The following is a 20,418-nucleotide window of genomic DNA, read 5'->3' on the forward strand; positions in this document are numbered from 1 at the left end:
TCGGTGGCAGAGCGGCCCTCGAACAGGCCAGACTTGACGCATGGCGAAGCGAGCTCGTACCCGTACCGTGATGGCTCTGGCCCTCGGCGCCGCGGCGGTCTGGGCCGCCCGCGACATTCCCGCACAACTCGGCGCGCGGGCGCGTGGCGCCCGGCGCGCCCGGATGGACGCGTCCCCACAGTTCGCGGACGGGAAGTTCCGCAACTCACTGCCGGCCGAGATGCTGACCGGCACCTCGATGCCGAAGGCCGCCGCGGCCACGCTCACCGGCCGGGAGATGCGCAGACCGCATCAACCGGTGCCGGTGGTCGTCCCGACACCGGGCACACCGGCGGACGGCCTGCACGTCACCTGGTACGGCCACTCCTCCGCGCTGGTGGAGATCGAGGGCCGCCGGGTGCTGCTCGACCCGGTCTGGAGCGACCGGTGTTCCCCGTCCCGGCTGGCCGGCCCGCGGCGTCTGCACGAGCCGCCGATGCCGCTGCGGGAACTCCCGCCGATCGACGCGGTGCTGATCTCCCACGACCACTACGACCACCTGGACATGGTCACCATCCAGAACCTGGTGGACCTGCAGTCGGCGCCGTTCCTGGTGCCGCTGGGCGTCGGGGCGCACCTGGAACGGTGGGGCGTGCCGGAGAGCCGGATCATCGAGCTGGACTGGAACGAGAAGGCGAAGGTGGCCGGGATCGACCTGGTCGCGACGCCGGCCCGGCACTTCTCCGGCCGTGGTTTCACCCGGGACGACACCCTCTGGTCCAGCTGGGTGATCATCGGCCCGACGCGGAAGGTGTTCTACTCCGGCGACACCGGCTACTTCCCGGGGTTCGCGGAGATCGGCGCGGAGCACGGGCCGTTCGACGCGACGCTGGTGCAGATCGGGGCGTACGGCGACGCCTGGCCGGACATCCACATGACGCCGGAGGACGGCGTGGCCACCCACCGCGACGTACGCGGTGGCCTGATGATCCCGGTGCACTGGGCGACGTTCAACCTGGCGCTGCACGACTGGTCGGAGCCGGCCGACCGCACCTGGAGCGAGGCGAAGGCCCAGGGGGTGAAACTGGCGGTGCCGCGGCCGGGCGAGCGGGTCGACGTGGACAACCCGCCGGCGGTCGACGGTTGGTGGCAGCAGATCGCCTGACGGTCGCCGTGGTGGGTTCGGGCGCGCCACGCGCCCCCACTCACCACACCCGACGCCCAGCGTGGCGATTTCGGGCGCGTAGCGCGCCCGAAATCGCCACACGTCGTCAGCGGGCGAGATCGAAAGCGGCGGCGAACAGTCCGGCGAGCAGGACCATCGCGCCGGCGGTTAATCGGACCGTGTGCGCCCAGGCGATCCGCCGGGTGGCACGGACCGCGAGTTTGGCGGATCTGACGTCGTGCCAGGCCGTGTTGGCCCGGCCCATCCGGTACGCGAACGCGAGTGATCCGCCCGCGGTGAGCAGCGCACCCAGGTACGCCGCGAGGTACTGCGTCATGGTCGACCCCCTGGTGTTCCGGTGATGAGCAGCCAGTCTGGGCGCGACGGCACAGCACTTCCAGCGGCAGCACAATTCACCAGAAACCGCTCCGGAAGCGCTGTCGGCTATCGGTCAGTCGAAAGGTCAGGCCGCGGCACGCAGAGGGTGACCGCTGAGGGGACCACCTCGGCGGTGAACTTCCTGGTCTTCGCCCGGGCGCCGCCGTCCAGCTCATATTCGAGCTTCGATTCCAGGGTGACGTCAACCCGACGAGCGCGGGTAGTCCGGACGAAAGGCGACTTATCGGATCTTCCGACCGCCATCGTCCCCAGCGCGCGGGCCCACTGCGTCGCGCCCTGGGCGGTGGCCACGCCGACGTCGAGCCAGCCGTCGTCCGGGGCCGCGTCGTCGAACGCGCGGATCCCACCGGTGATCTTGCCGACGTTGCCGATCAGCACGCAGCTGGCCTCGTCGTCGAACCACGGGACGCCGTCCACGGCGATGGTGGCCCGGGGCGCCTCACCGTTGACGTGCCGGATGCCGGTCCAGACGTACGCCAGCTTGCCCAGCCGGTCCTTGAGGTCCCCGTCGGCATCCTTGATCATCGCGCCGTCGAAGCCGACGCCGGCCATCACCGCGAAGTGCTCGCCGGCCAGCTTGCCGAGGTCGAACCGGCGGCGCTCGCCGGTGAACGCGATCTCCACGGCCTTCTCCAGGTCGGTGGGGATGCCGAGGTTGCCGGCGAGCAGGTTGCCCGCGCCGGCCGGCATGATCGCCACCGGGATCTTCCGGCCGGCCTTTCCCTCCTGGGCGAGCACGTCCAGGGTGCGCTGGACCATGCCGTCACCGCCCCACACCACCAGCAGGTCGACGCCGGCCTTGACGGCCTTGCGGACCTGCTTGGGGGCTTTGCGGCTCTTCGGCACCTCGAACCAGAGCAGCTTGTCGACGCCCTGGCCGGTGATCCTGCGGCGCAGTTCGTCGAGTCCGCCACCGAGGGTCTTACGCTGATGGGCAACGACGGCGATCGTGCGGGGGGTCTGCATGTCGCCGCCGTTACCCAGGTCAGCGGAAACTGAATCGCCGGCGCTTCTTACGCCCGAACAGCGTCTGGGCGGTGTCGGCACCCTGCCGCAGCCACCGGGAGGCCCGGTTCTGCGGGCCGCGGCGACGCTCGACGGCGTCACTGAGCTTGCGGGCACCGGCCACACCCAACGGGACGAGGACGGCGGTCAGGACCATACGGCGAAGAAGATTCCAGATCATGCGGTACGGATACCCACCGTGACAGATCAGTTAACCGTCTCGCGCATCCGCTGCTCGGCGGCCGCACTGCGGATGACCATGAGGCGCAGCTCCAGCTCGTCGGAGACGATCGAGGCCAGGTTCTCCAGGGCCCGCAGCTGACGCGGGGACGCCTCCCGCGGCCGGTTGTCGATCACGTTGACCGTGCCCAGGCGGTAGCCGTCGTGGGTGCGGATCGGCGCGGCGGCGTAGAACCGCAGACCGAGTTCGCCCCGGACCAGCGGGTGCTCCAGGGTGCGCGGGTCGACGGCCGCGTCGTTGATCACATAGACGTCGTCCTGGGCGATGACCGACGCGCACAGGCCGGGCTCGGTGCCGATCTGCCGGACCCCGCTCAGACCCTGACAGGCGGCCAGCCACACCCGGTCCCGTTCGACGAGGGAGACCGTCGCGATCGGAGTGTCGAAGATGGCGCCCGCCACGAAGGCGATCCGGTCGTACGCGTCCTCGACGGGCTGGTCCACCAGCCGGTAACGGCGCACCGCCGCGAGCCGGGCCTGCTCCTGCGGGCCGACGTTGTCCAGGTACTCATAGGCGTTCGACGACGTTGTCATGGACGCGAGCCTATGCCGCACATTCGCGTCCGCAAGCGTTCCCGCTGCTCGAACCGGTGATCGGGGGCTCCGGGACGCCGGAAGTCGCACACCCTGTCAGTCGCGGGACTCCTCCAGGGCGCGGACGCGTACCTGGGTGATGGCCCGGCCGGTCACCTCGACCACCTCGGCGGTGAACTCCGGCAGGACCACCACCTCGCCCGGTTCGGTCGGGATGTGCCCGAGCGCGGCCAGCACCATGCCGGCCACCGTGGTGTAGTCGCCGTCCTCCGGGGCGTCCCGGTGGAAGCCCATGTCCGGCAGGTCGTGGATCGGGAACGAGCCGGGCATCAGCAGCGCCCCGTCGGCCTCCCGGACGGTCGGGGCGCCGTCCGCGTCGGTCTCGTCGTAGATCTCCCCGACGATCTCCTCGACCAGGTCCTCCAGGGTGACGATGCCGTCCACCGCGCCGCGCTCGTCGACGATCAGCGCCAGCGGCTGCCGCTCGGTCCGCAGCTGCCGCAGCGCGTCCGACACCCGCAGTGTCTCCGGGAGGTAGAGACCGGGCCGGGCCGCGTCGTCGACCGGACCGTGGGCGCCGACGAGGTCCCGCAGGTGCACCACCCCGATCACGTCGTCCAGCCCGGCCACCGGGCCGATCACCGGCGCCCGCGAGTGCCCGCCCTCGATCAGGGTCCGCAGCGCCTCCGCGGCCGGCATGCCGCTGGCCAGGGTCAGCACGTCCCGGCGGGGCACCAGGATCTCCCGCAGGATCCGGTCGGCGATGGCGAACGCGCCGGAGATGATGGTCCGCTGCTCGGCGGAGAACTCCCGCTGGGCGGCGACCATGTCGCGGATCTCCTCCGGGGTCACCTCGTCGCGCCGGGCGGCCGGGTCGGCGCCGACCAGCCGGACCGCCCCGTCGGTCGCCTTGCCGAGCAGCCAGACGGCCGGCCGGGCCAGCCGGGCGAGCAGCTCCAGCGGGCGGGCCATCACCAGCGCCCAGGCCTCGTTGCGCTGCAGCGCGATCCGCTTCGGCGCGAGCTCGCCGAGGACCAGCGTGACGAAGGTCAGGGCGGTGGTCATCAGCAGGGTCGCGGCCACCACGCCGAGGCGTTCCTCGAGCGGTTCGGAGAGGAACCGGGCGGTGATCGCCGCGGCCAGGAAACCGGCCAGGGTGATGCCGATCTGGATGGTGGCCAGGAAGCGGTTGGCGTCGTGGGCGAGGCGGGCGAGCACCCGGCCGCCCCGGGACCGGCGTTCCAGGCGGTGCAGCTGGCTCTCCCGCAACGAGATCACGGCCATCTCGCTGCCGGTGAACACCGCGTTGAGAAGGATCAGCACCAGCACGACCAGGATCGGACCAGCGAAATCCCCCATCAAGCCACCCTCCGGATGATTTACATCATGCCGGATTACCGTAACTATTCGGGCGATCGGCTAGACGTCAAAACCGGGCGAACGACCGGACCGGCATCCGTGGACCGAACTTCGGGGCGGTTATGCCACCCAGGGCCAGCAGGTCGCAGACCCGGCCCCGGTGCCCGCGGAACGGCTCCAGCAACTCGAGCATCCGCTCGTCGGTCCCCCGGGCCTCGCCGGCCAGCGCCCACGCCACCGTGTTCGGGATGTGGAAGTCACCGACGCTGACCGCGTCCCGGTCGCCGAACGCGTGCCGGACCGTCTCGGCGGCGGTCCACGGGCCGATGCCGGGCAGCGCGGTCAACCGGGCGGTCGCCTCCGCCGCATCGGCACAGCGCTCCAGCCGGCCGGCCACCTGAGCGGCACGCATCAGGGTCTGGGCCCGGCGCTGCTCGACACCGAACGGGTGGAAGACCCAGTAGGCGGAGGCGGCCACCGCGGCCGGATCAGGCGGGAGCACCAGGCCCGCGGGTCCGGGCGCGGGTTCCCCGAAGTGGCGGCAGACGGCCCGGTAGGCGTGATGCGCCTCCTTGCCGGTGACCTTCTGCTCCAGGATCGCGCGCAGCAGCCGGGGGAAGACACGGCCGGTCGACGCCAGGCGTACCCCGGAGAAGGTCTGGAAGAGGCGTGCGATCAGGGGATGCCGCCCGGCCAGCTCGGCGAAGTCACCCGGGTCGTCGCGGAGTCCGGCGATCGCGTCGGCGCGGTCGACGATCCACCCCGCCCCCGGTCCGTGGCCGGTGGCGACGAGATCCCCCGCGGCGCGGGCCAGGTGCAACGCCGCCGGTCCATCGGGGGTACGCGCCGCGAGCGCGAACTCGCCGTCGGCGAACCGTCCGCACGGGTCGTGTTTCGGCACCAGCAGCGGCCGCAGTGACGCGCTGAACTGGTAACGCTCGGGTGGCGTCAGCCGGCGGGTCACGGTCACCGCGCCACTATGCCACCGATCCCCGTCACCGGGCACCGACGTCCGGGCAAGCCGATGGCCCTGACCGTGCTCCGGGGTCAGGGCCATCGGGCGGTGACCGGACACCCGAGAAAGGTCCGGTCATCCGGTGCGGAGCCCGCCCGGTGGTGGCCGGGCGCCTGCCGTGTTCCCGTCCGGCAGGGGGAAGGACGGTCGCCGGGATCGAAGGGGGGTCCCGGACCGGGTCGCGGTAACCCGGTCCGGTTCAGCCCCGGCGAACGGCAGCTGCTCCGCGTATCAGAGGTGCAACCGATCGGTGGGGATCAGCGTCAGCGGACGCGGACCCGGACCGAGTCGAAGGCGGGCGTCTGGTTGGCGCGCTCCATCATCGGGATACGGTGCGAGCCGTCACCAGCCCAGGAGGAGCACTGGAAGTTGCCGGCCTGCGCGAGACCCGGCACCTGGATGTTGACGGTGTCCGGCTGGGCACCACCCTGGTTGTCCTCGGTCGCGACGAAGAACGCCGGCACCGGGTCCGGGGCGGGAGCAGCGTTGTTGCTGTCCAGGATCCGGCAGGCGGTGTGGAAGTGGCCGCGGACGATGCCGTTCTGCAGCACCGAGCTCTCCACGTAGTAACCACCCTGGCCGGCCGCGAGGAAGCGGTCACGGATCAGGTTCCGGGTGCTGACCTGGATGGTGAAGGCCTGGTTCCGGTTGACCTGACGCGGCGCGTTGGTGATCAGCAGCGTCGAGTTGTTGGCGGCCGCACCGACCTCACCGAACTCGGTGGAGACGCACCGGTTGCCGTTCTGGAAACCGTCGTGCGGGGGCAGCTGGCTGGTGTCACAGGTGTTGGTCAGAACACCCAGGCCGGCGCCCGGAGGAGGCGTGACGACCGCTCCGCCGTCGTCGCCGTCGTCGCCCGCGTCGCCACCGTTGTCGCCACCGGCATTGTCGCCACCGGCATTGTCGCCACCGGCATTGTCGCCACCGTTGTTCTGGTCGCCGCCGGCGTTGTCGCCGCCGTTGTCGGCGCCGTCCTCACCGGTCGCCTCGGACGGCTCGACGGACGGCTCGGCGCTGGCCTCGCCACCACCGTTGTTACCGCCGTTGTTGTTGCCGCCGTTGTTGTTGTTCCCACCGTTGTTGTTGCCGCCACCGTTGTTGCCGCCGTTGCCGCGGCCGTTGTTGCCACGGCGGGCGGTGGTGGTGGCCTCGGTCTCGTCGTTGGAGACGTTGTTCATCACCCAGTTGCGGCAACGCGTGCGCAGCTCAGCGGCGGTCGCCACGTCGCCGGCGCCGTCGTCGGCATGCTGCGTGACCTTGCCGTTGTTGGTGGTGTACGTACCCTTACGGGTTTCCGTCGACAACTTGCTCTTGGTGGGAGCACTCAAGTCGTCGCAGGCCGCCAGAGCCTTCGTCTGTGGAGCGTCGGTGCTGGCGTTCGAGACCTGAGTGACAGTCACGATGCCGCCGAACGCCACCAGCGTGGCAGCAACCGCGATGATGCGGTTACGACCGCTGAACCACTTCGGAGAGCTGGCGCGCCGGTAACTGGACCTTCGCATGGGTGACACCCTTCTTGTCGCCTCTTGTCGCCGTGGGCGATGTGATACCTACCGCGCGCGGAAGATGCGCATGGTCGTGATGACCCCGACCACCAGGGCGGCGGCGAGGACGAGCAGAATGACGGTGTTGCTGAGCCCCGGCTGGCCGGTGCCCTGTGAGGCCGCAGCGAGCATCTGGTTGTCGATCGGGACCGGACCCTGCCCCGCGGGGGCGGCCGGTGCCGGGGCCGTGGGCAGCCCCGAGTAATCGACGATGCCGCTGCTCTCCAGGAGCGTCATGTGCGTCATGACGAACTGGTTGGCCTGCTGCGCAAGCAGCCGGACGCTGTCGTTTCGCGTCGACGCGCGGATCGTGCCGATGGCCGGGAAGATCTTGCCATGCGCGGCGCGGAGACGGTCGATGAAGATCTGGTCGAGCTGGGTCGGGGTGGCGGCGTTCTCCATTTCGGAGATCCACCCCTTCTGGTCGTCGTTCGGCTCGTTCGGCAGCATGATGCCGAGCTTCTTCGCCACCGCACGGTCGAGGTTGTCGAGCGCGACGTGCTGCGCGGCGATGCTCTTGCCGATGTTGACGACGGTCGGGTTGTCGGAACCCTCGGCCACGATGTTGCCGGCCGGGATCTCCCACAGGCCCGCGAGACGGACCTTGATGACGAAGTCCTTGTCCGCATCGCTCACCGGACCCTGACCCGTATCGGTCAGCCCAGTGTTCGGGGGAACGGGAACCTCGTCCTCGGCGTGGGCGACGCCGGCCGGCGTCACCATGAACGCCAGAGCGAGCGCAACCGTGCCGACCAGCCATCGGGGGGTACGGCGGGCCTTCATGTCGTCCTCCAAAGTCCGCTGCCTCGGTGTGCCGGGCCAGGTATGGGAAAGGTCAGGGGATCAGTAGCTGTAGTCGCTGCCGGAGTCGTCCGACGCCTCGTCGTCAGCGGCGTCCGCCGGCGGCGCGACGGGCTTGGAGACCTTGGGCAGGCAGGTCAGGTTCTTGGTACCGGTGGGCGTGATCACGAACCACTTGCCGCTGACGTTCTGGCCCTTCCACTGCCCCGGCTTCTTGTCGCCGATGTAGCGGTAGAGCGGCCAGCCCTTGAGGGTCAGCTGCTTGGTGCCGTCCGCCCGGGTCACCGTGCCGACCAGCTTGGAGTCGACGCCCGTGAGCTTCGGCTCGCCGTCGTTGGTCAGAGCGGCCGGCCAGATCTTGGCGCAGGTGTCGTTGCAGTTCGACTTCGCCGGGTCGTCCTCGTCGTCGTCGAACCGGTAGAGGACCCAGCCGTCCTCGTCCTGCACGGTCGAACCCATCTGGGCGACCTTCTTGGCGGTCAACTCGGTGGTGGCCAGCTCATCGCTGATCTCCGGCGTGTTCGCCTCATCGGCGGGGGCAGGCTCCTCGGTGGACTCCGCCGCCGGCTCGCCCGTCGCCTCGGCGCCAGGTGTGGCCGCGACGTCGTTGGAGGCCGGCTCGGCCGCGTTGCCGTAGTCCGCCGTACCCGTGTCCGACCCGTATCCGGCCGGAGCGCAGGCGCCCAGAACGAACACCGCCGCAATCCCCGCGCCGACGACCGTCAACTTCCGCTTCTCCGGTACCACTGCTGGCCCCTCCCGGGTTTAATGGCTCCGCCATTTCCGGGCTGTAGTACGGAGACGGGTTCGGGACGGTTGAACATTCGGCTCGATCAAATTAGAGAATTTTTGGTTGAACCCTGTGGACGCCCGGTCCGTATTAAGAGGACCCACGACACGGAAAAGGCCCGATCGCCATGGCGATCGGGCCTTTCTGTGAGCGGACGGTCACGGAAGGCGAACGAGGGTCTCCCCGGCGCTGCCGTTGTCCTCGAGCTCCTGGAGCTGGACGTGCGCGATCTCCGACCGCGGGGTCTTGGTGACACCCTGCAGGACGAGCGCCTCCGGGTTCTCCGCGGTGCCCCAGCCCTTCTCGCCGATGGTCCACGTGGCGATCTGCTCGGCGACACCGTTGGTGCCGACCACGAACAGGCCGCACTCCTTCGGACCGGCGATGCCGGAGACGGCGAAGGACACCTGGGTGCCCCAGTCCTTCTCCTCCAGGCCCACCGCGAGGGACACGTTGGTCCGCGCGTCGGTGCCGCTGAACGTCTTGCCGGGCAGCGCGGTGCCACCGATGGCAGGGCCGTTCTCCCCGCCGGGAAGCGGGTCGAGGGTGCTGCTGCTGGTGCCGTTGGCACCCGCGGCGCCGGTCTCCGGGGCCTTCTCGTCGCCGCCCATCTGCTGGCCGACGAAGAGCGCGCCGATCGACAGCATCGCGAAGATGACCACGGCGGCGGCCAGCGAGTAGAGACGCCGGCTGTTGGCGTGTTTCCGCTCGGTGCCGACCTCCTGCAGCATCTTGTGCAGCACGACGCCGTCACGCTCGGAGCGCTCGGCCTCGATCAGAGCCTCCGGGTCGACCGTCGACAGCACGTCGGCGACCTGGACGAAGGACTCGAGCTCGTACGCGCACTGGGCGCAGTCGATCAGATGGTCCTCGAAACGGGCCGCGTCACGGTCGTCCAGGATGCCGAGGGCATACGACGCGACGTCGTAGTGGTCCTCCTGCGTCATCCCGTCACCCCCCGCTGCTGGAGCGCCGTACGCAGAGCGCGCAGCGCGTAGTAGACCCGCGACTTCGCCGTGCCGAGCGGCAGGTTGAGCGCCTCGGCCGCCTCGGGGACGGTCCGGCCGCGGAAGTAGGTCTCGATCAGGATCTCCCGGTGCGAATGGCTCAGCTGTCGGAGCGCATCGGAGACCGTCATCGACTGCAGCACCTTGTCGGTCTCGTCGGACGTCGTGGGGAAGCTCTCCAGCTCCCGATCGTACGTCTCGGCGGGCCGCGCGTTGGCACTACGGTGCTCGTCGATCGCGATGCGGCGGGCCACGGTGACCAGCCACGGGCGCAGCGACTGCTGGCCCTGTGCTCCCAGACGGTGCGCGTTGCGCCAGGCCCGGAGGAGCGTCTCCTGCACGATGTCCTCGGCACGCTGCCGGTCTCCACCGGTCAGTCGCAGCACGAACATCAGCAGCGGTCCCGCGTGCTCTTCGTAGAGCAGCTTGACCAGCGTGTCCTCGTGACTCGCTTCCTTTGGCGGAGTGGCGCCGTGCCGCGGCTGGTTCTGCCGCGGAATCGTCGTGCCCTCGTCGCGGGATTCACGCCCGCCGTCGAGAGCCTGCCACCTGCTTCCACCGGAGTGTTGCCGTGCCATCACACGCACCCTCTCCGGCGCGAGCCGATACTCGGCCACCGCATGCATCGATACCTCCGCCCGGACCTTTCCCCGTCGCCCTTAGTACGGCTGGGGGGTCCCGCCGGGATCAAAGCCGGCTCGAGATTTTCCGGGACACTCGGTCTCAACGGTCCTCCGCTGCGATCGTGATCGTGAAGGCGTACCGGTCGCGGATCACGCTCTGTATTGATCTACGCCGATTCGGACGCCAGGTAAGCCGGAATAATACTCAGTGACATCCGACCCTAGACATGGCTGGGAGAATAATTCTCCCGGAGGCGGGAGAGCATGATCTCGCAGCGTGAACGAGCGATTCCGTAGCGTCGACATCACCGCGTATTTAGTGGTGAAGGGCCGGGTCGCCGAACCGTTCGGGTGACGCTCGCTCAACTCTCGGATCCTTTAGTGGAACGGCTGTCCGGGAGCGCTCCCATTTCTGATCACCCAGGTGACGGGCTCACCTGTGCATTCCTGTGCGGCACCCGGCGCCGATGACGGCCGGACACTTGATCACTTTCCGTATGATCATGCGAGGTTTCGTCACGAGTCCCGCACGTGTCCCACGACACGGGAGTGAAGATCAAGTTCTGGGACGGGCGGCCACGCTGTGGGATCGTGCACACCCGTCCCGGACTCAGCGTGTGCGGACCGTGGCCAGCGCCAGAGCCCGGTGCAGCACCCGGGCGTCGCCCAACATGCTCCGCAGCCGCCGCTCCAGACCGGCGATCGGCATCAGGTTCTGCGGCGCCCGCGGATCCTTGTAGGCCGAGGACGCGAACCGGGGCAGTGTGACCCCGGACACCCCGGCCAGTTCGATCGCCTGATCCGGGGTCAGATCCGGCGAACACTCCACCCGGACGACACCGGACCAGGGCGCTCCGGACGAACCCGGCAGCCGCAGGTACCACGACCAGCCGCCCCACACCGTGCCGATCTGGAACACCGGGGTGCGCTGCCCCGGACGCAACCGCGGCACCACCGCCTCCTGCGCGGCCGGCAGGTAGTGCTTCTGATGCGTCTTCACGTAGCCGATCGTGCGGGGCAGCTGCCGCCGGTTCCGCAACGGCCCGTCCACGATCAGCAGGTCCGCGCCGTCCGAACCGCCGTCCCGCGCCGCCGACGAGATGTCGATCTCCAGCGCCGTCAGCGGGCCCTGGACGGCCGCCGGAAGCTTGCTGGCCTCCCCGGCACCGGTGATCCGGTGCACCTCGTAGCGGACCGATCCGGCCTGCACGTCGGTCGCCGACGGGCTCGCCGTGAACAGACCCCGGGCCACCCGGGCACCGGCCAGCTCCGCGACACCGTTCGCCAGGTCGCACCGGACCACACCGGCGGCGTACGAGGCGGCCAGCCCGGCATACGACGAACCGTCCTCCTCGTCGGTCCACAACCCGGCGTCGTTACGGCGTACCCCGTCGACCAGGAACACCACATCCGGCACCCGGGCCGACGCGGACACGTCGACCGGCGCCCACTCGGCGGCCGGCACCTCCACGTTCACGTCCACCTGGGCGCTGCTCGACGCCGCCGGACCGTCCCCACCGTCAGCGCCCTCGTACGACGAGCCGTACGAGGGATCCCATGCGTCGACGAACATCCTGGTCACAAACCGACCCTTTCGACGTGTGCGGTCCGCGCGTCCTTGTGCACCTCGAACCGGACCGGCACCCGTTCGGCCAGCCCCTGTACGTGCGTGACCAGACCGACCATCCGGTCGCCCCGGGCCGCCAGGTTCTCCAGCGTCGCCGCCACCACGTCCAGCGTGGTCGCGTCCAGGGTGCCGAAACCCTCGTCCAGCACGATCGACTCCAGGCTGGCCGCCGTGGTGCTCATCCCGGCCAGCTGCTCGGAGAGCGCCAGGGCCAGCGCCAGCGACGCCTGGAACGTCTCGCCGCCGGAGAGCGTGCGCACCCCGCGCCGCAGACCCGCGTCGTGGTGGTCGACGACGAAGAACTCGCCCTTGTCGTGCATCAACTCGTACTGCCCGCCGGTCAGCTCCCGCATGATCCCGGACGCGCCGTCGACCAGCAGGTCGAGCGCCTCCTCGAGAAGCCAGCGCTCGAAGTTGTTGGCCCGCAGGTGCCCGGCCAGCGACTTGGCCACCCGGCCCTCGCGCTGCAGGCCGTCCCGCTGCTCGGCGGCGTGCCGGTGCTGCCCGCGCCGCTCCACGAGACGCTGCCAGAAGGCCTCGGCCCGCTCGGCGGCGACCGCGGCCGAACGGATCAGCGTGGACTCCGCGTCGGCGCCCGGAGCGGCCTGCGGCACCGCCAGACCGGCATCGGTGAACATCCCGGTGATCGCGGCGTGGGCCCGCTGCGTCGCCTGCCGGGCGGTGGCCACCGCGGTCTCCGCCTCGGACCGGGCGCCCAGCCGTTTGCCGTGCTCGTCACGCGCCCACGCCACCAGGGCCGCCCAGGCCCCGGCCAGGTCGTCCCGGTCGGCCGGCGGCGGCACGAAACGGGCCAGCCCGTCACGGGCCTCGTCGAACGTGCGCCACGACGTACGCTGCTGATCCTCCGCGGCCTTGACCACCGCCTGCGCCTGGTGGTGCCCCTCCCGGGCGGCCCGCACCCCGGCGGTCGCGCTCTCCAGCTTGCGCTGCAGTTCGCCGAACTCGGCCAGCCGCTGCTGCAACGCCTCGGCGCTCGGCAGCACCGCCACCGCGGCCCGCACCTCAGCCAGCCGGGACAGGTGATGCTCGTACTGGCCGCGCTTGCGTTCCAGGTCGTGCGCGACGTTACGGGCCACCGCGTCGCGCTCCTTCCAGCGCTTCTCCGCGGTGTCGGCCTCGGCGCGGGCCACCTGGCCGGCCACCTTGGCCACCTCGACCGCCGAACCGGGCGGCACCGGCGGCACCTCGTCGACCCGCTGCTCACAGACCGGGCAGTCGTGGCCGGCCACCAGGTGCTCGCGCAGCGCCGCCGCCTGGTCCTGCTGCTGCGCCTCCCGGTACTGCTCGCGGGCCTGCTCGAGCAACTGCTGGGCGCCCAGGTGGTGGCCGTGGGCGAACTCGGCGGCGGCCGCGGCGTCGTGGTGCTCCACCTCGGCGACCTGCACCTTGCCGGCGAACCACTCCTCCTGCTCGACCAGCCGCTGCAACTCGGTGCGCCGGTCCAGCGCCAGCCGCAGCGCACCGGGATCACCGGCCGCGGCCAGCTCACCGCGGACCTTCTCCTCGGCCTCCTCGGCCTCGTGCACCCGCTGCGCCGCCACGCCGGCGGCCTCCCGAGCGGCGGTCACCGCCCCGGTCGCCTCACTCACCCCCAACGGGGTACGCACCGACGACAGCGCCGCCAGCTCGGCGTCCACCGCGTTCCGGTGCCCGGCGGCCTCCGACTCGGCCTGTCGCGCCGACCGGAGCCCCGGCACCGCGGACTCCACCGCGCCGGCCAGCTCCCGCATCCGCTCCAGCCGGCCGGCCGCCTCAGCGACCGCCTCGTCGGTGGCGTCGGAGAGCGACTCGAGACGCTGCTCCACCACGCTCAGCTTCGCCTCCGCCGCGCGGCTGCGGTCGGTCGCCTTCGCCTGCACGTCCTCGTAGATGTGCAGGCCGAGCAGGTTGACCAGGATCTGCTGCCGGGTCGCCGGTTTCGCGTGCAGGAAGTCCGCGAACTGGCCCTGCGGCAGCACCACACAACTGGTGAACTGCTCGTAGGGCAGGCCGACCGCGTCCAGCACGGCCTGTTCCATCTCGGCCGGGGTGCCCGCCAGCGCCTCACCCAGGTCGGCCAGGTCCATGCCGGTGTCGAGTTTCGTCACGTCGAACCCGGCCGGCATCAGCTGCAGGCCCGCACCCGCGGTCTTCACGTTGCCCCGGCCGTCGCGGCGGACCACCCGGGTCGCCACATAACGGTCACCGGCCGACTCGAAGACCAGCCGGACCCGGGCCTCGGCGGCCGACGGGGCCAACGCGTTGACGATGCCCCGCGCGCCACCCCACCGCGGAACCGTGCCGTACAGGGCGAAACAGATCGCGTCCAGGACGGTCGACTTGCCCGAACCGGTCGGACCGACCAGGGCGAAGTAGTCGGCATCGGTGAAATCCACGGTGGTCTGGTCGCGGAACACCGTGAAGCCGGCCATGTCGAGCCTCAGAGGCCTCATTGGTTGCTGCTCACCTCGTCGTACAGCGCGTCGAAGAGCTCGCGGACGCCCTCCTCGGCGTTCCCGCGACTGTCCAGGTAGTCGCCGAAGAGCTCCCGCGGGGACCGGCCGGCCCGCTGCGCCGTCCGCTCGCCCGCCCGGTCCGGCAGCATGTCCGGATCGATGCGCACCTCGAGCGCGTTCGGCAGCAGCTCCTGCACGTCCTCGCGGAGACCCGGTCGCGGCGTCTCCCGGACCAGGACACGCAACCAGGCATCCGGAAGGTTCACCGTCGCCAGCTGTTCCAGGGTGCCGCGGACGGTCCGCAGGGTCCGGGCCGAGGTCACCGGCACGTCACGGACCCGGGCGGCCTGCTCGGTGGAGACGTCGATGATCGCGACCGAGCTGACGTTCTCCTCCTCGCCGAAGTCGACGGCGAGCGGACTGCCGGAGTAGCGTGTTGGGGCCGGGGAGATCACCTGCTGCGAACGGTGCAGGTGCCCGAGGGCGACGTAGTGGGCGTTCGGCGGGAAGACGGTGGCCGGGACCGCGTACCCCATGATGGTGTGCGCCTCCCGCTCGCCGCCGCCGGCGGACGCCCCGACGATGGTCAGGTGCGCGGTGAGCAGGTTGACCGCGCCCGGCTCGGCGAACGACGCGCTCAACTTGGCGATCAGGCGGGCGATCAGGTCCGCGTACGTCTGGTTCGCCTCGGCGGCGGTCAACTCGTACATCTCGGCGGCCCGGATCGCGTACCGCTGGGACAGGAACGGCAGGGCCACCAGCCGCCAGCGCTCCCCGCCCTCGGTGGTCCCCTCGATCAGCAGGTCCTCCGGGTTCTCCCGGAACGCGCCGCGCAGTTCGATGCCGGCCGCGTCGGCCCACGGGCGCAACGCGTCCAGGGCCTGGCCGTTGTCGTGGTTGCCGCCGATCGCCACCACCCGCGCACCGGTCTTGCGCAGCGCGGACAGAGCCCGGGTGACCAGCCGCGTCGCGTCCGCGGTCGGGGCCGCGGTGTCGTAGAGGTCGCCCGCGACGATCACCAGGTCCGGGCGTTCCGCCTGGGCTATCTCGATCACCTGCGCGAGGACACGGGTGTGCTCCTCGAAGCGGCTTCGGCCCTTGAGAACCTTCCCGACATGCCAGTCGGAGGTGTGCAGGATGCGCATCGCTGAACCCTAGTCCGAGACCTAGAAGGGAATGTCGTCGTCCGCCCCGCCCCGGCCACCGATCACCGCGAACGGGTCGGCGCCCTGAACGATCGACCGCAGGGTGTCGGCCGGGGGCGGGCCCGACTCCGACTTGCGGGTGGCCCAGGCCGGGAAGGGGAACTCGACACAGAGCGGCACCGGGATGTCCGGCTGGTTGACGAACATGGTGCCCGGACGGGCCAGCAACGCGCGCTGCCGCATCGCCGGTGGCAGGAAGCCGTACTCCGGGCGGGACGCCTCGGCCGGGTCGAGCCGGCCGACCACCCGGATCGCCGAGTTCGTGACGATCCGGCGTTCCACCTCGCTGGCGGTCTGCTGCGCGCCGATCAGGATCACGCCCAGCGACCGGCCGCGCTCGGCGATGTCCAGCAGCACCTCCTTGATCGGGGAGGAGCCCTCGCGCGGGGCGTACTTGTTGAGCTCGTCGAGCACGACGAAGAGCAGCGGGCGCCCGGTGCCGGACTTCTCCTTCTCCTCGAACTCGCTCTTGAGCGTCACACCGACCACGAACCGCTGCGCCCGGTCCGGCAGGTTGTGCAGGTCGACCACGGTCACCTGGGCGCTGTCCGCGGTCTTGATCTGGTGCGGCCGGCGCTGCGCCAGGTCACCGCGGATCAGCCGGGACAGGTCCCGCTTGCTGCCGATCAGACGGCGGGCGAAGGCGTTGACCGTGCCCATGTTGACCGCGCTGCCGGCCCAGGTCGACCGGGTGTCGTCGTCGGTGAGCTGCTCGACGACGTGGTCGACCAGGTCCTGGTACGACCCGAGACGCTTGCCGTCGATGCTGATGCCACCCTCGGCGGGGACCGCGTACCGGTTCAGGTGGGCGGTCACCGAGTGCACGATCATCGTGTACTGCTGGCGCTCGTCGTCGGCGTCGGCGAAGACGTACGGCAGGAGTTTCATCTCGCAGAACTCGGCGAGCGTCCAGTAGAAGGCGTCGACCCCGGTCAGTCTGCTGCTCACGTCCGGTGAACCGGACGAGTCGCCGGGACGCGGCGGTGCGTAGACCCGGACGTCCGGGAACGGCGCGGCGGGCAGGCCGAGCAGCGCGTACGCCTTCTCGGTCTCGGCGTTCAGTTTGGTGTTGGGGTGGTCGAGGAAGAGCAGGTCCTCGCCCTTCACGTTGAAGATCAGCGCACGGGCGTTGGTGCCGTCGGCGCCCAGCTGGCCGGAGCGGAACACCGAGTAGAGCAGGAACGTGGCGAAACTGGTCTTGGTCGCCACGCCGGAGATGCCGGAGATGGAGACGTGCGCGCCGCGGGTGCCGTCCAGGAAGTCGGCGTTGAGGAAGACCGGCACGCCGTCGCGGCCGGTGCCCATCGGGACCCGGCGTTCCATCCGGTCGAAGTGCAACGCGGCGTCCCGGGCCTCGCCGGTCGCGCGGTGCACGACGGCTCCGGGGGCGGGCGGCACGTAGAGCTCCGGGTCGACCCGGGTGGTGGTGATCTCGGCTGCCTCCTGGACCATGGCCGGGAGGGTGCCGTCGGCGATGGCGAAGACGTCCGAGTCGAACTGGGCGCCCTCATGGCGGGCCCGGACCTGGGTGACCACGCCGGCGATCGTCACCGGTTCGCGGTCCGGCAGGTCGCGGCGGGTCACGACGACGTCGTCGAGCTGCAGGTAGCTGCCGGGGTTCACGGCCGTCCAGAACTGCAGCGGGGTCGCGTCGGCAGTACCGAGCACCCGGCCGACGGGGGAATTTTCGTCAGACACGTCGATCATGGTGCCTCAGAGGTACGACACAATGCCCGCGGCATCGGTTGTCCACAAGCTGTGGGGTCCATCCACAGAGTTATGCACAAGATCTTGATCAGCAGGTGGAGGCGCGCGGGTCAGGAAATCGACCAGTACGGAACTTTCGGGCGTACCGCAGAAAAAGCATGTCCTCGCGGATGAGTACGTGACGCAGCGCCATCCGCCGCGCCGGACCGTCCGGCCCGTGCGCGATCCGGCCCGCCGAGCCACCGGCCAGCAACGGCGAGACGGTCAGGCAGAGCTCGTCGACCAGATCGGCGGCGATCAGATCGCCGAACAGCGACGGGCCGCCCTCACAGAGAAGCTGAGCGGCGCCCCGGTCGCGCAACATCGTGACCATCCCGGCCAGGTCCACGTCGTCGACCACCTCGGCGACCCCCTTCAGGTGCGCGGCGTCCACGCCGGGCCGGGTCACCACGATCGGCGGGACCGGCGCGTCGGCGAAGACCAGCTGCCCCGGATCAAGGTTCAGCGACCGGGACACGATCACCATCAGCGGGAACTCGGGCAGACCGTGGGCGGTCCGCCAGGCCCGCGCCTCGGGCGTCAGGCGCAGAGCGTCGTAGTTCTCCGCCCGGATCGTGCCCGCCCCGACGATCAGCGCGTCGCAGACGGTCCGCAACCCGTCGAAGATCTCCTTGTCACCGGGCCCCTGCAGGCCGGCCGACAACCCGTCGACGGTCAGGGCGCCGTCCACACCGGCGATGAAATTCACCCGCAAGGTGGGCTCCGGAATCCGCGGATAGAGCGCGATCAGCCCGTCCCGCGTGGCCGGCCACTCCGGGGTCGCCGTCACGGGCCGGGTGGGCCGGTGACCGGCGGCGTCGGCTCCGGCTTGCGGTGCTGGCAGTCGCACCACGAACCGCCACGGCACTCCTCATGCCGGCGGTTCCGGCATTCCTGGCAGATCATCCCTCGACACTACCCACTCGGATCCCTGTCGATAGACTTCCGGCCGCCTACTCTGAGTTGCGATATTCGGGCGAATTCCTGCTGCTTGACTGTCGGGACACGGCGGCGCAACGGGTCCGAAACCGCAGTTGGGGAGGCTGTTCACCGGGGACGGCGCCACCGGCCGTCCGCGACGGGAGGAGTTACATGTTGCTGCGGGTCAGAGTCACCCTGCCGGACCGTCCCGGCGCCCTGGGGCAGGTCGCGCGCACCCTCGGGGTGGCCGGCGCCGACATCGTCCAGGTCGTGGTGCTGGAACGGCTCGGCGGACGCGCCGTCGACGACTTCACCGTCGTCTGGCCCGGCGCCTCCCGCGTGGAACGGCTCCTCGCCGGTCTCGCCGCGATACCCGGCGTCCAGGTGGACGGGGTGTGGAAGGCGATAGGGGCACCGGTCAACGGCGGCCACGACGCCGAACTCCTCGCCCAGGTCGCCGCGAACCCCGCCGACGGCCTCGCCACCCTCGTCGACGCCATGCCCGGCCTGCTGGCCGCCGACTGGGCCGCCGCCGCGGTCGTCCCGGCCGACTGGGCCGCGCGCAGCGGCGCCAACGGCGTCGGCAGCGAACCCGGCGTGGTGTACGCGAGTTGGCGCGCCCCGTCCCCGCTGCACCTGCCCGAGGTGACCCCGCTGCGGGCCCGCCCCCTGATCGAGCCGGGCGGACCGCGGTACGCGGTGGCCCCGTTCGGCCGGGCCGGACTGGTCATGGTCGTCGCCCGCACCGACGAGGACGACCTGCCCGCCGCCGCCTTCCACATCACCGAGGTCGACCGGGTCGCCCAGATCGTCCGCGCCGCCGCCGAGATCCTCGGCGACCGGCTGGACTCCGCCGGCAGTGTGATCGCTGTAACGCCGTAACCGCTGCTCAGGCAATCGCCGTGCAACAACGAGGGTGCACTCTTGAGGTTGGAGGAAAGGAGTGCCCCGCATGGCGTTGTGGCGAGTCAGAGCCACGGTCGACGACCGTCCCGGTTACCTCTCCGTTCTCACCGCGAGCCTGGCTCTGCGGTCGGTGAACATCCTGGCTGTCCAGGTGCACACCACCGAGGCCGGCGCGATCGACGACTTCCTGGTCGACGCGCCGGACTCCCTCACCGAGTCCGACCTGCTGGCCGCGGTCGCCAAGGGCCGCGGCCGGGACGCGTTCGTGACCAGAGCAGAAGCACAGGGTCTGGCCGACCAGCCGACCCGGGCGCTGGCCCTGGCCGGCCGGCTGGTCCACGAACCCGACTCCCTCGGCGAGACCCTGGCCGCGCTGCTCGACGCGACCGACGTCCGCTGGCGCCCGCAGCACGCCGCGGACCTGCCCGGCTTCCAGGGCTGCCGGATGACACTGTCCGAGGAGTCCGGCGGTTCCTACGAGGTGTTGCGCGCGCTGCCGAGCTTCACTCCGGCGGAGTACGCACGGGCCCAGGCGCTGGTCGAGATCGCGGGCCGGCTGCACCGCCAGCACCGCGAGAGCGTCAGCATGCTCCTGCCGGACGGCACCGAGCTGACCCTGCGCCCCGCCGTCCCGGACGACCTGCCGGCGGTCCGCGAACTGCACGAGGAGTGCTCGCCGACCGCTCTCGGCCGCCGTTACCTGGGCGGGTTGCCCACCGAGGCCCGGATGCGCCGTCTGCTGGAACCCTCCGGCGGCGTGACCCTGCTGGCGACGGCACCCGGCGGCGCGGTGGTCGCGATGGCGACCCTGACCGTCGAGGGCGACCTGGGCGAGGCGGCATTGCTGGTCGAGGACGGCTGGCAGCGCCGCGGCCTGGGCACGGCCCTGCTGCGGCGGCTGCACGCGTGGGCCGGGCGGTCGGGTCTGTCCGCTGTGGTCACCCACACCACCGCCGACAACACGGCGATGCTGCACACGGTGCGCCGCTTGGGCACGGCCCACATCGAGCGGGACGGCGCGCTGATCAGCGCCACCCTGCCGACGGCCACCCACCCGGCCACGAACGAGTCCCCCACCCGCTGATCCGGCCGGCGA

General features: G+C 70.8%; 19 protein-coding genes. 3 read left to right on the forward strand and 16 right to left on the reverse strand.

What is annotated here, in order from left to right; translation table 11 throughout:
• Positions 1-40 precede the first annotated feature (40 nt).
• Entirely contained in the window at positions 41-1,144 is a 1,104-nt protein-coding gene (locus QSK32_RS24680) for an MBL fold metallo-hydrolase (protein WP_045743034.1), read from the forward strand.
• A gap of 106 nt (positions 1,145-1,250) precedes the next feature.
• Here QSK32_RS24680 and QSK32_RS24685 read toward each other — a convergent pair whose 3' ends face one another.
• The 16 genes from QSK32_RS24685 to QSK32_RS24760 form a co-directional block, all read right to left on the reverse strand.
• On the reverse strand, positions 1,251-1,481 hold the full coding sequence (locus QSK32_RS24685) for a hypothetical protein (RefSeq protein WP_045743035.1): 231 nt from the start codon (positions 1,479-1,481) through the stop codon (positions 1,251-1,253).
• Positions 1,482-1,588: 107 nt separating this feature from the next.
• Complete coding sequence (locus tag QSK32_RS24690) at positions 1,589-2,509, reverse strand: diacylglycerol/lipid kinase family protein (protein ID WP_045743036.1); 921 nt, start codon at positions 2,507-2,509, stop codon at positions 1,589-1,591.
• Between the two features lie 19 nt (positions 2,510-2,528).
• Positions 2,529-2,705 (reverse strand): hypothetical protein, encoded by a 177-nt coding sequence (locus QSK32_RS24695; RefSeq protein WP_245673987.1) that lies wholly within the window; start codon positions 2,703-2,705, stop codon positions 2,529-2,531.
• A 50-nt stretch (positions 2,706-2,755) separates the two neighbouring features.
• Positions 2,756-3,322 carry a GAF domain-containing protein gene (locus QSK32_RS24700; RefSeq protein WP_045743038.1) on the reverse strand — a complete coding sequence of 189 codons (567 nt, stop codon included), beginning with the start codon at positions 3,320-3,322 and terminating at the stop codon, positions 2,756-2,758.
• Between the two features lie 96 nt (positions 3,323-3,418).
• Complete coding sequence (locus QSK32_RS24705; RefSeq protein ID WP_045743039.1) at positions 3,419-4,681, reverse strand: hemolysin family protein; 1,263 nt, start codon at positions 4,679-4,681, stop codon at positions 3,419-3,421.
• A 67-nt stretch (positions 4,682-4,748) separates the two neighbouring features.
• Positions 4,749-5,645: a DNA-3-methyladenine glycosylase family protein gene (locus QSK32_RS24710; protein ID WP_502872556.1), complete on the reverse strand. Its 897-nt coding sequence runs from the start codon at positions 5,643-5,645 to the stop codon at positions 4,749-4,751.
• A 314-nt stretch (positions 5,646-5,959) separates the two neighbouring features.
• Positions 5,960-7,198, reverse strand: a complete 1,239-nt coding sequence (locus QSK32_RS24715) for a Pecanex-like protein 1 (protein WP_285473317.1) — start codon at positions 7,196-7,198, stop codon at positions 5,960-5,962.
• A gap of 48 nt (positions 7,199-7,246) precedes the next feature.
• A complete protein-coding gene (locus QSK32_RS24720) occupies positions 7,247-7,963 on the reverse strand; it encodes a DUF4142 domain-containing protein (protein WP_285473318.1) in 717 nt (238 codons plus the stop codon).
• Between the two features lie 120 nt (positions 7,964-8,083).
• The gene (locus QSK32_RS24725) at positions 8,084-8,767 is read right to left on the reverse strand and encodes a hypothetical protein (protein ID WP_245673988.1); all 684 of its coding nucleotides are present in this window, start codon (positions 8,765-8,767) and stop codon (positions 8,084-8,086) included.
• A gap of 222 nt (positions 8,768-8,989) precedes the next feature.
• Positions 8,990-9,778: a zf-HC2 domain-containing protein gene (locus QSK32_RS24730; RefSeq protein WP_045743044.1), complete on the reverse strand. Its 789-nt coding sequence runs from the start codon at positions 9,776-9,778 to the stop codon at positions 8,990-8,992.
• Entirely contained in the window at positions 9,775-10,464 is a 690-nt protein-coding gene (locus QSK32_RS24735; RefSeq protein WP_045743045.1) for a sigma-70 family RNA polymerase sigma factor, read from the reverse strand. Before QSK32_RS24735 ends, QSK32_RS24730 begins: the two co-directional genes overlap by 4 nt.
• A 607-nt stretch (positions 10,465-11,071) precedes the next feature.
• Positions 11,072-12,043: a hypothetical protein gene (locus tag QSK32_RS24740; protein ID WP_285473319.1), complete on the reverse strand. Its 972-nt coding sequence runs from the start codon at positions 12,041-12,043 to the stop codon at positions 11,072-11,074.
• Positions 12,040-14,541: an AAA family ATPase gene (locus QSK32_RS24745; protein WP_285473320.1), complete on the reverse strand. Its 2,502-nt coding sequence runs from the start codon at positions 14,539-14,541 to the stop codon at positions 12,040-12,042. The genes QSK32_RS24740 and QSK32_RS24745 overlap by 4 nt, the downstream gene beginning before the upstream one ends.
• Positions 14,538-15,689 carry an exonuclease SbcCD subunit D gene (locus QSK32_RS24750; protein WP_045743048.1) on the reverse strand — a complete coding sequence of 384 codons (1,152 nt, stop codon included), beginning with the start codon at positions 15,687-15,689 and terminating at the stop codon, positions 14,538-14,540. Before QSK32_RS24750 ends, QSK32_RS24745 begins: the two co-directional genes overlap by 4 nt.
• A gap of 21 nt (positions 15,690-15,710) precedes the next feature.
• On the reverse strand, positions 15,711-17,456 hold the full coding sequence (locus QSK32_RS24755) for an ATP-binding protein (protein ID WP_045743049.1): 1,746 nt from the start codon (positions 17,454-17,456) through the stop codon (positions 15,711-15,713).
• 88 nt (positions 17,457-17,544) lie between these two features.
• Positions 17,545-18,348 carry a pyrimidine reductase family protein gene (locus QSK32_RS24760; protein ID WP_285473321.1) on the reverse strand — a complete coding sequence of 268 codons (804 nt, stop codon included), beginning with the start codon at positions 18,346-18,348 and terminating at the stop codon, positions 17,545-17,547.
• 239 nt (positions 18,349-18,587) lie between these two features.
• On the opposite strand from QSK32_RS24760, the gene QSK32_RS24765 reads away from it, so the two are divergent.
• Positions 18,588-19,298, forward strand: coding sequence for an ACT domain-containing protein (locus QSK32_RS24765; protein WP_045743050.1), 711 nt, complete (start codon positions 18,588-18,590; stop codon positions 19,296-19,298).
• A gap of 70 nt (positions 19,299-19,368) precedes the next feature.
• Positions 19,369-20,406, forward strand: a complete 1,038-nt coding sequence (locus QSK32_RS24770) for a GNAT family N-acetyltransferase (RefSeq protein ID WP_045743051.1) — start codon at positions 19,369-19,371, stop codon at positions 20,404-20,406.
• Positions 20,407-20,418 lie beyond the last annotated feature (12 nt).

Origin of the sequence: Actinoplanes sp. NBRC 101535 (assembly GCF_030269225.1) — a bacterium.
GTDB lineage: Bacteria > Actinomycetota > Actinomycetes > Mycobacteriales > Micromonosporaceae > Actinoplanes > Actinoplanes rectilineatus.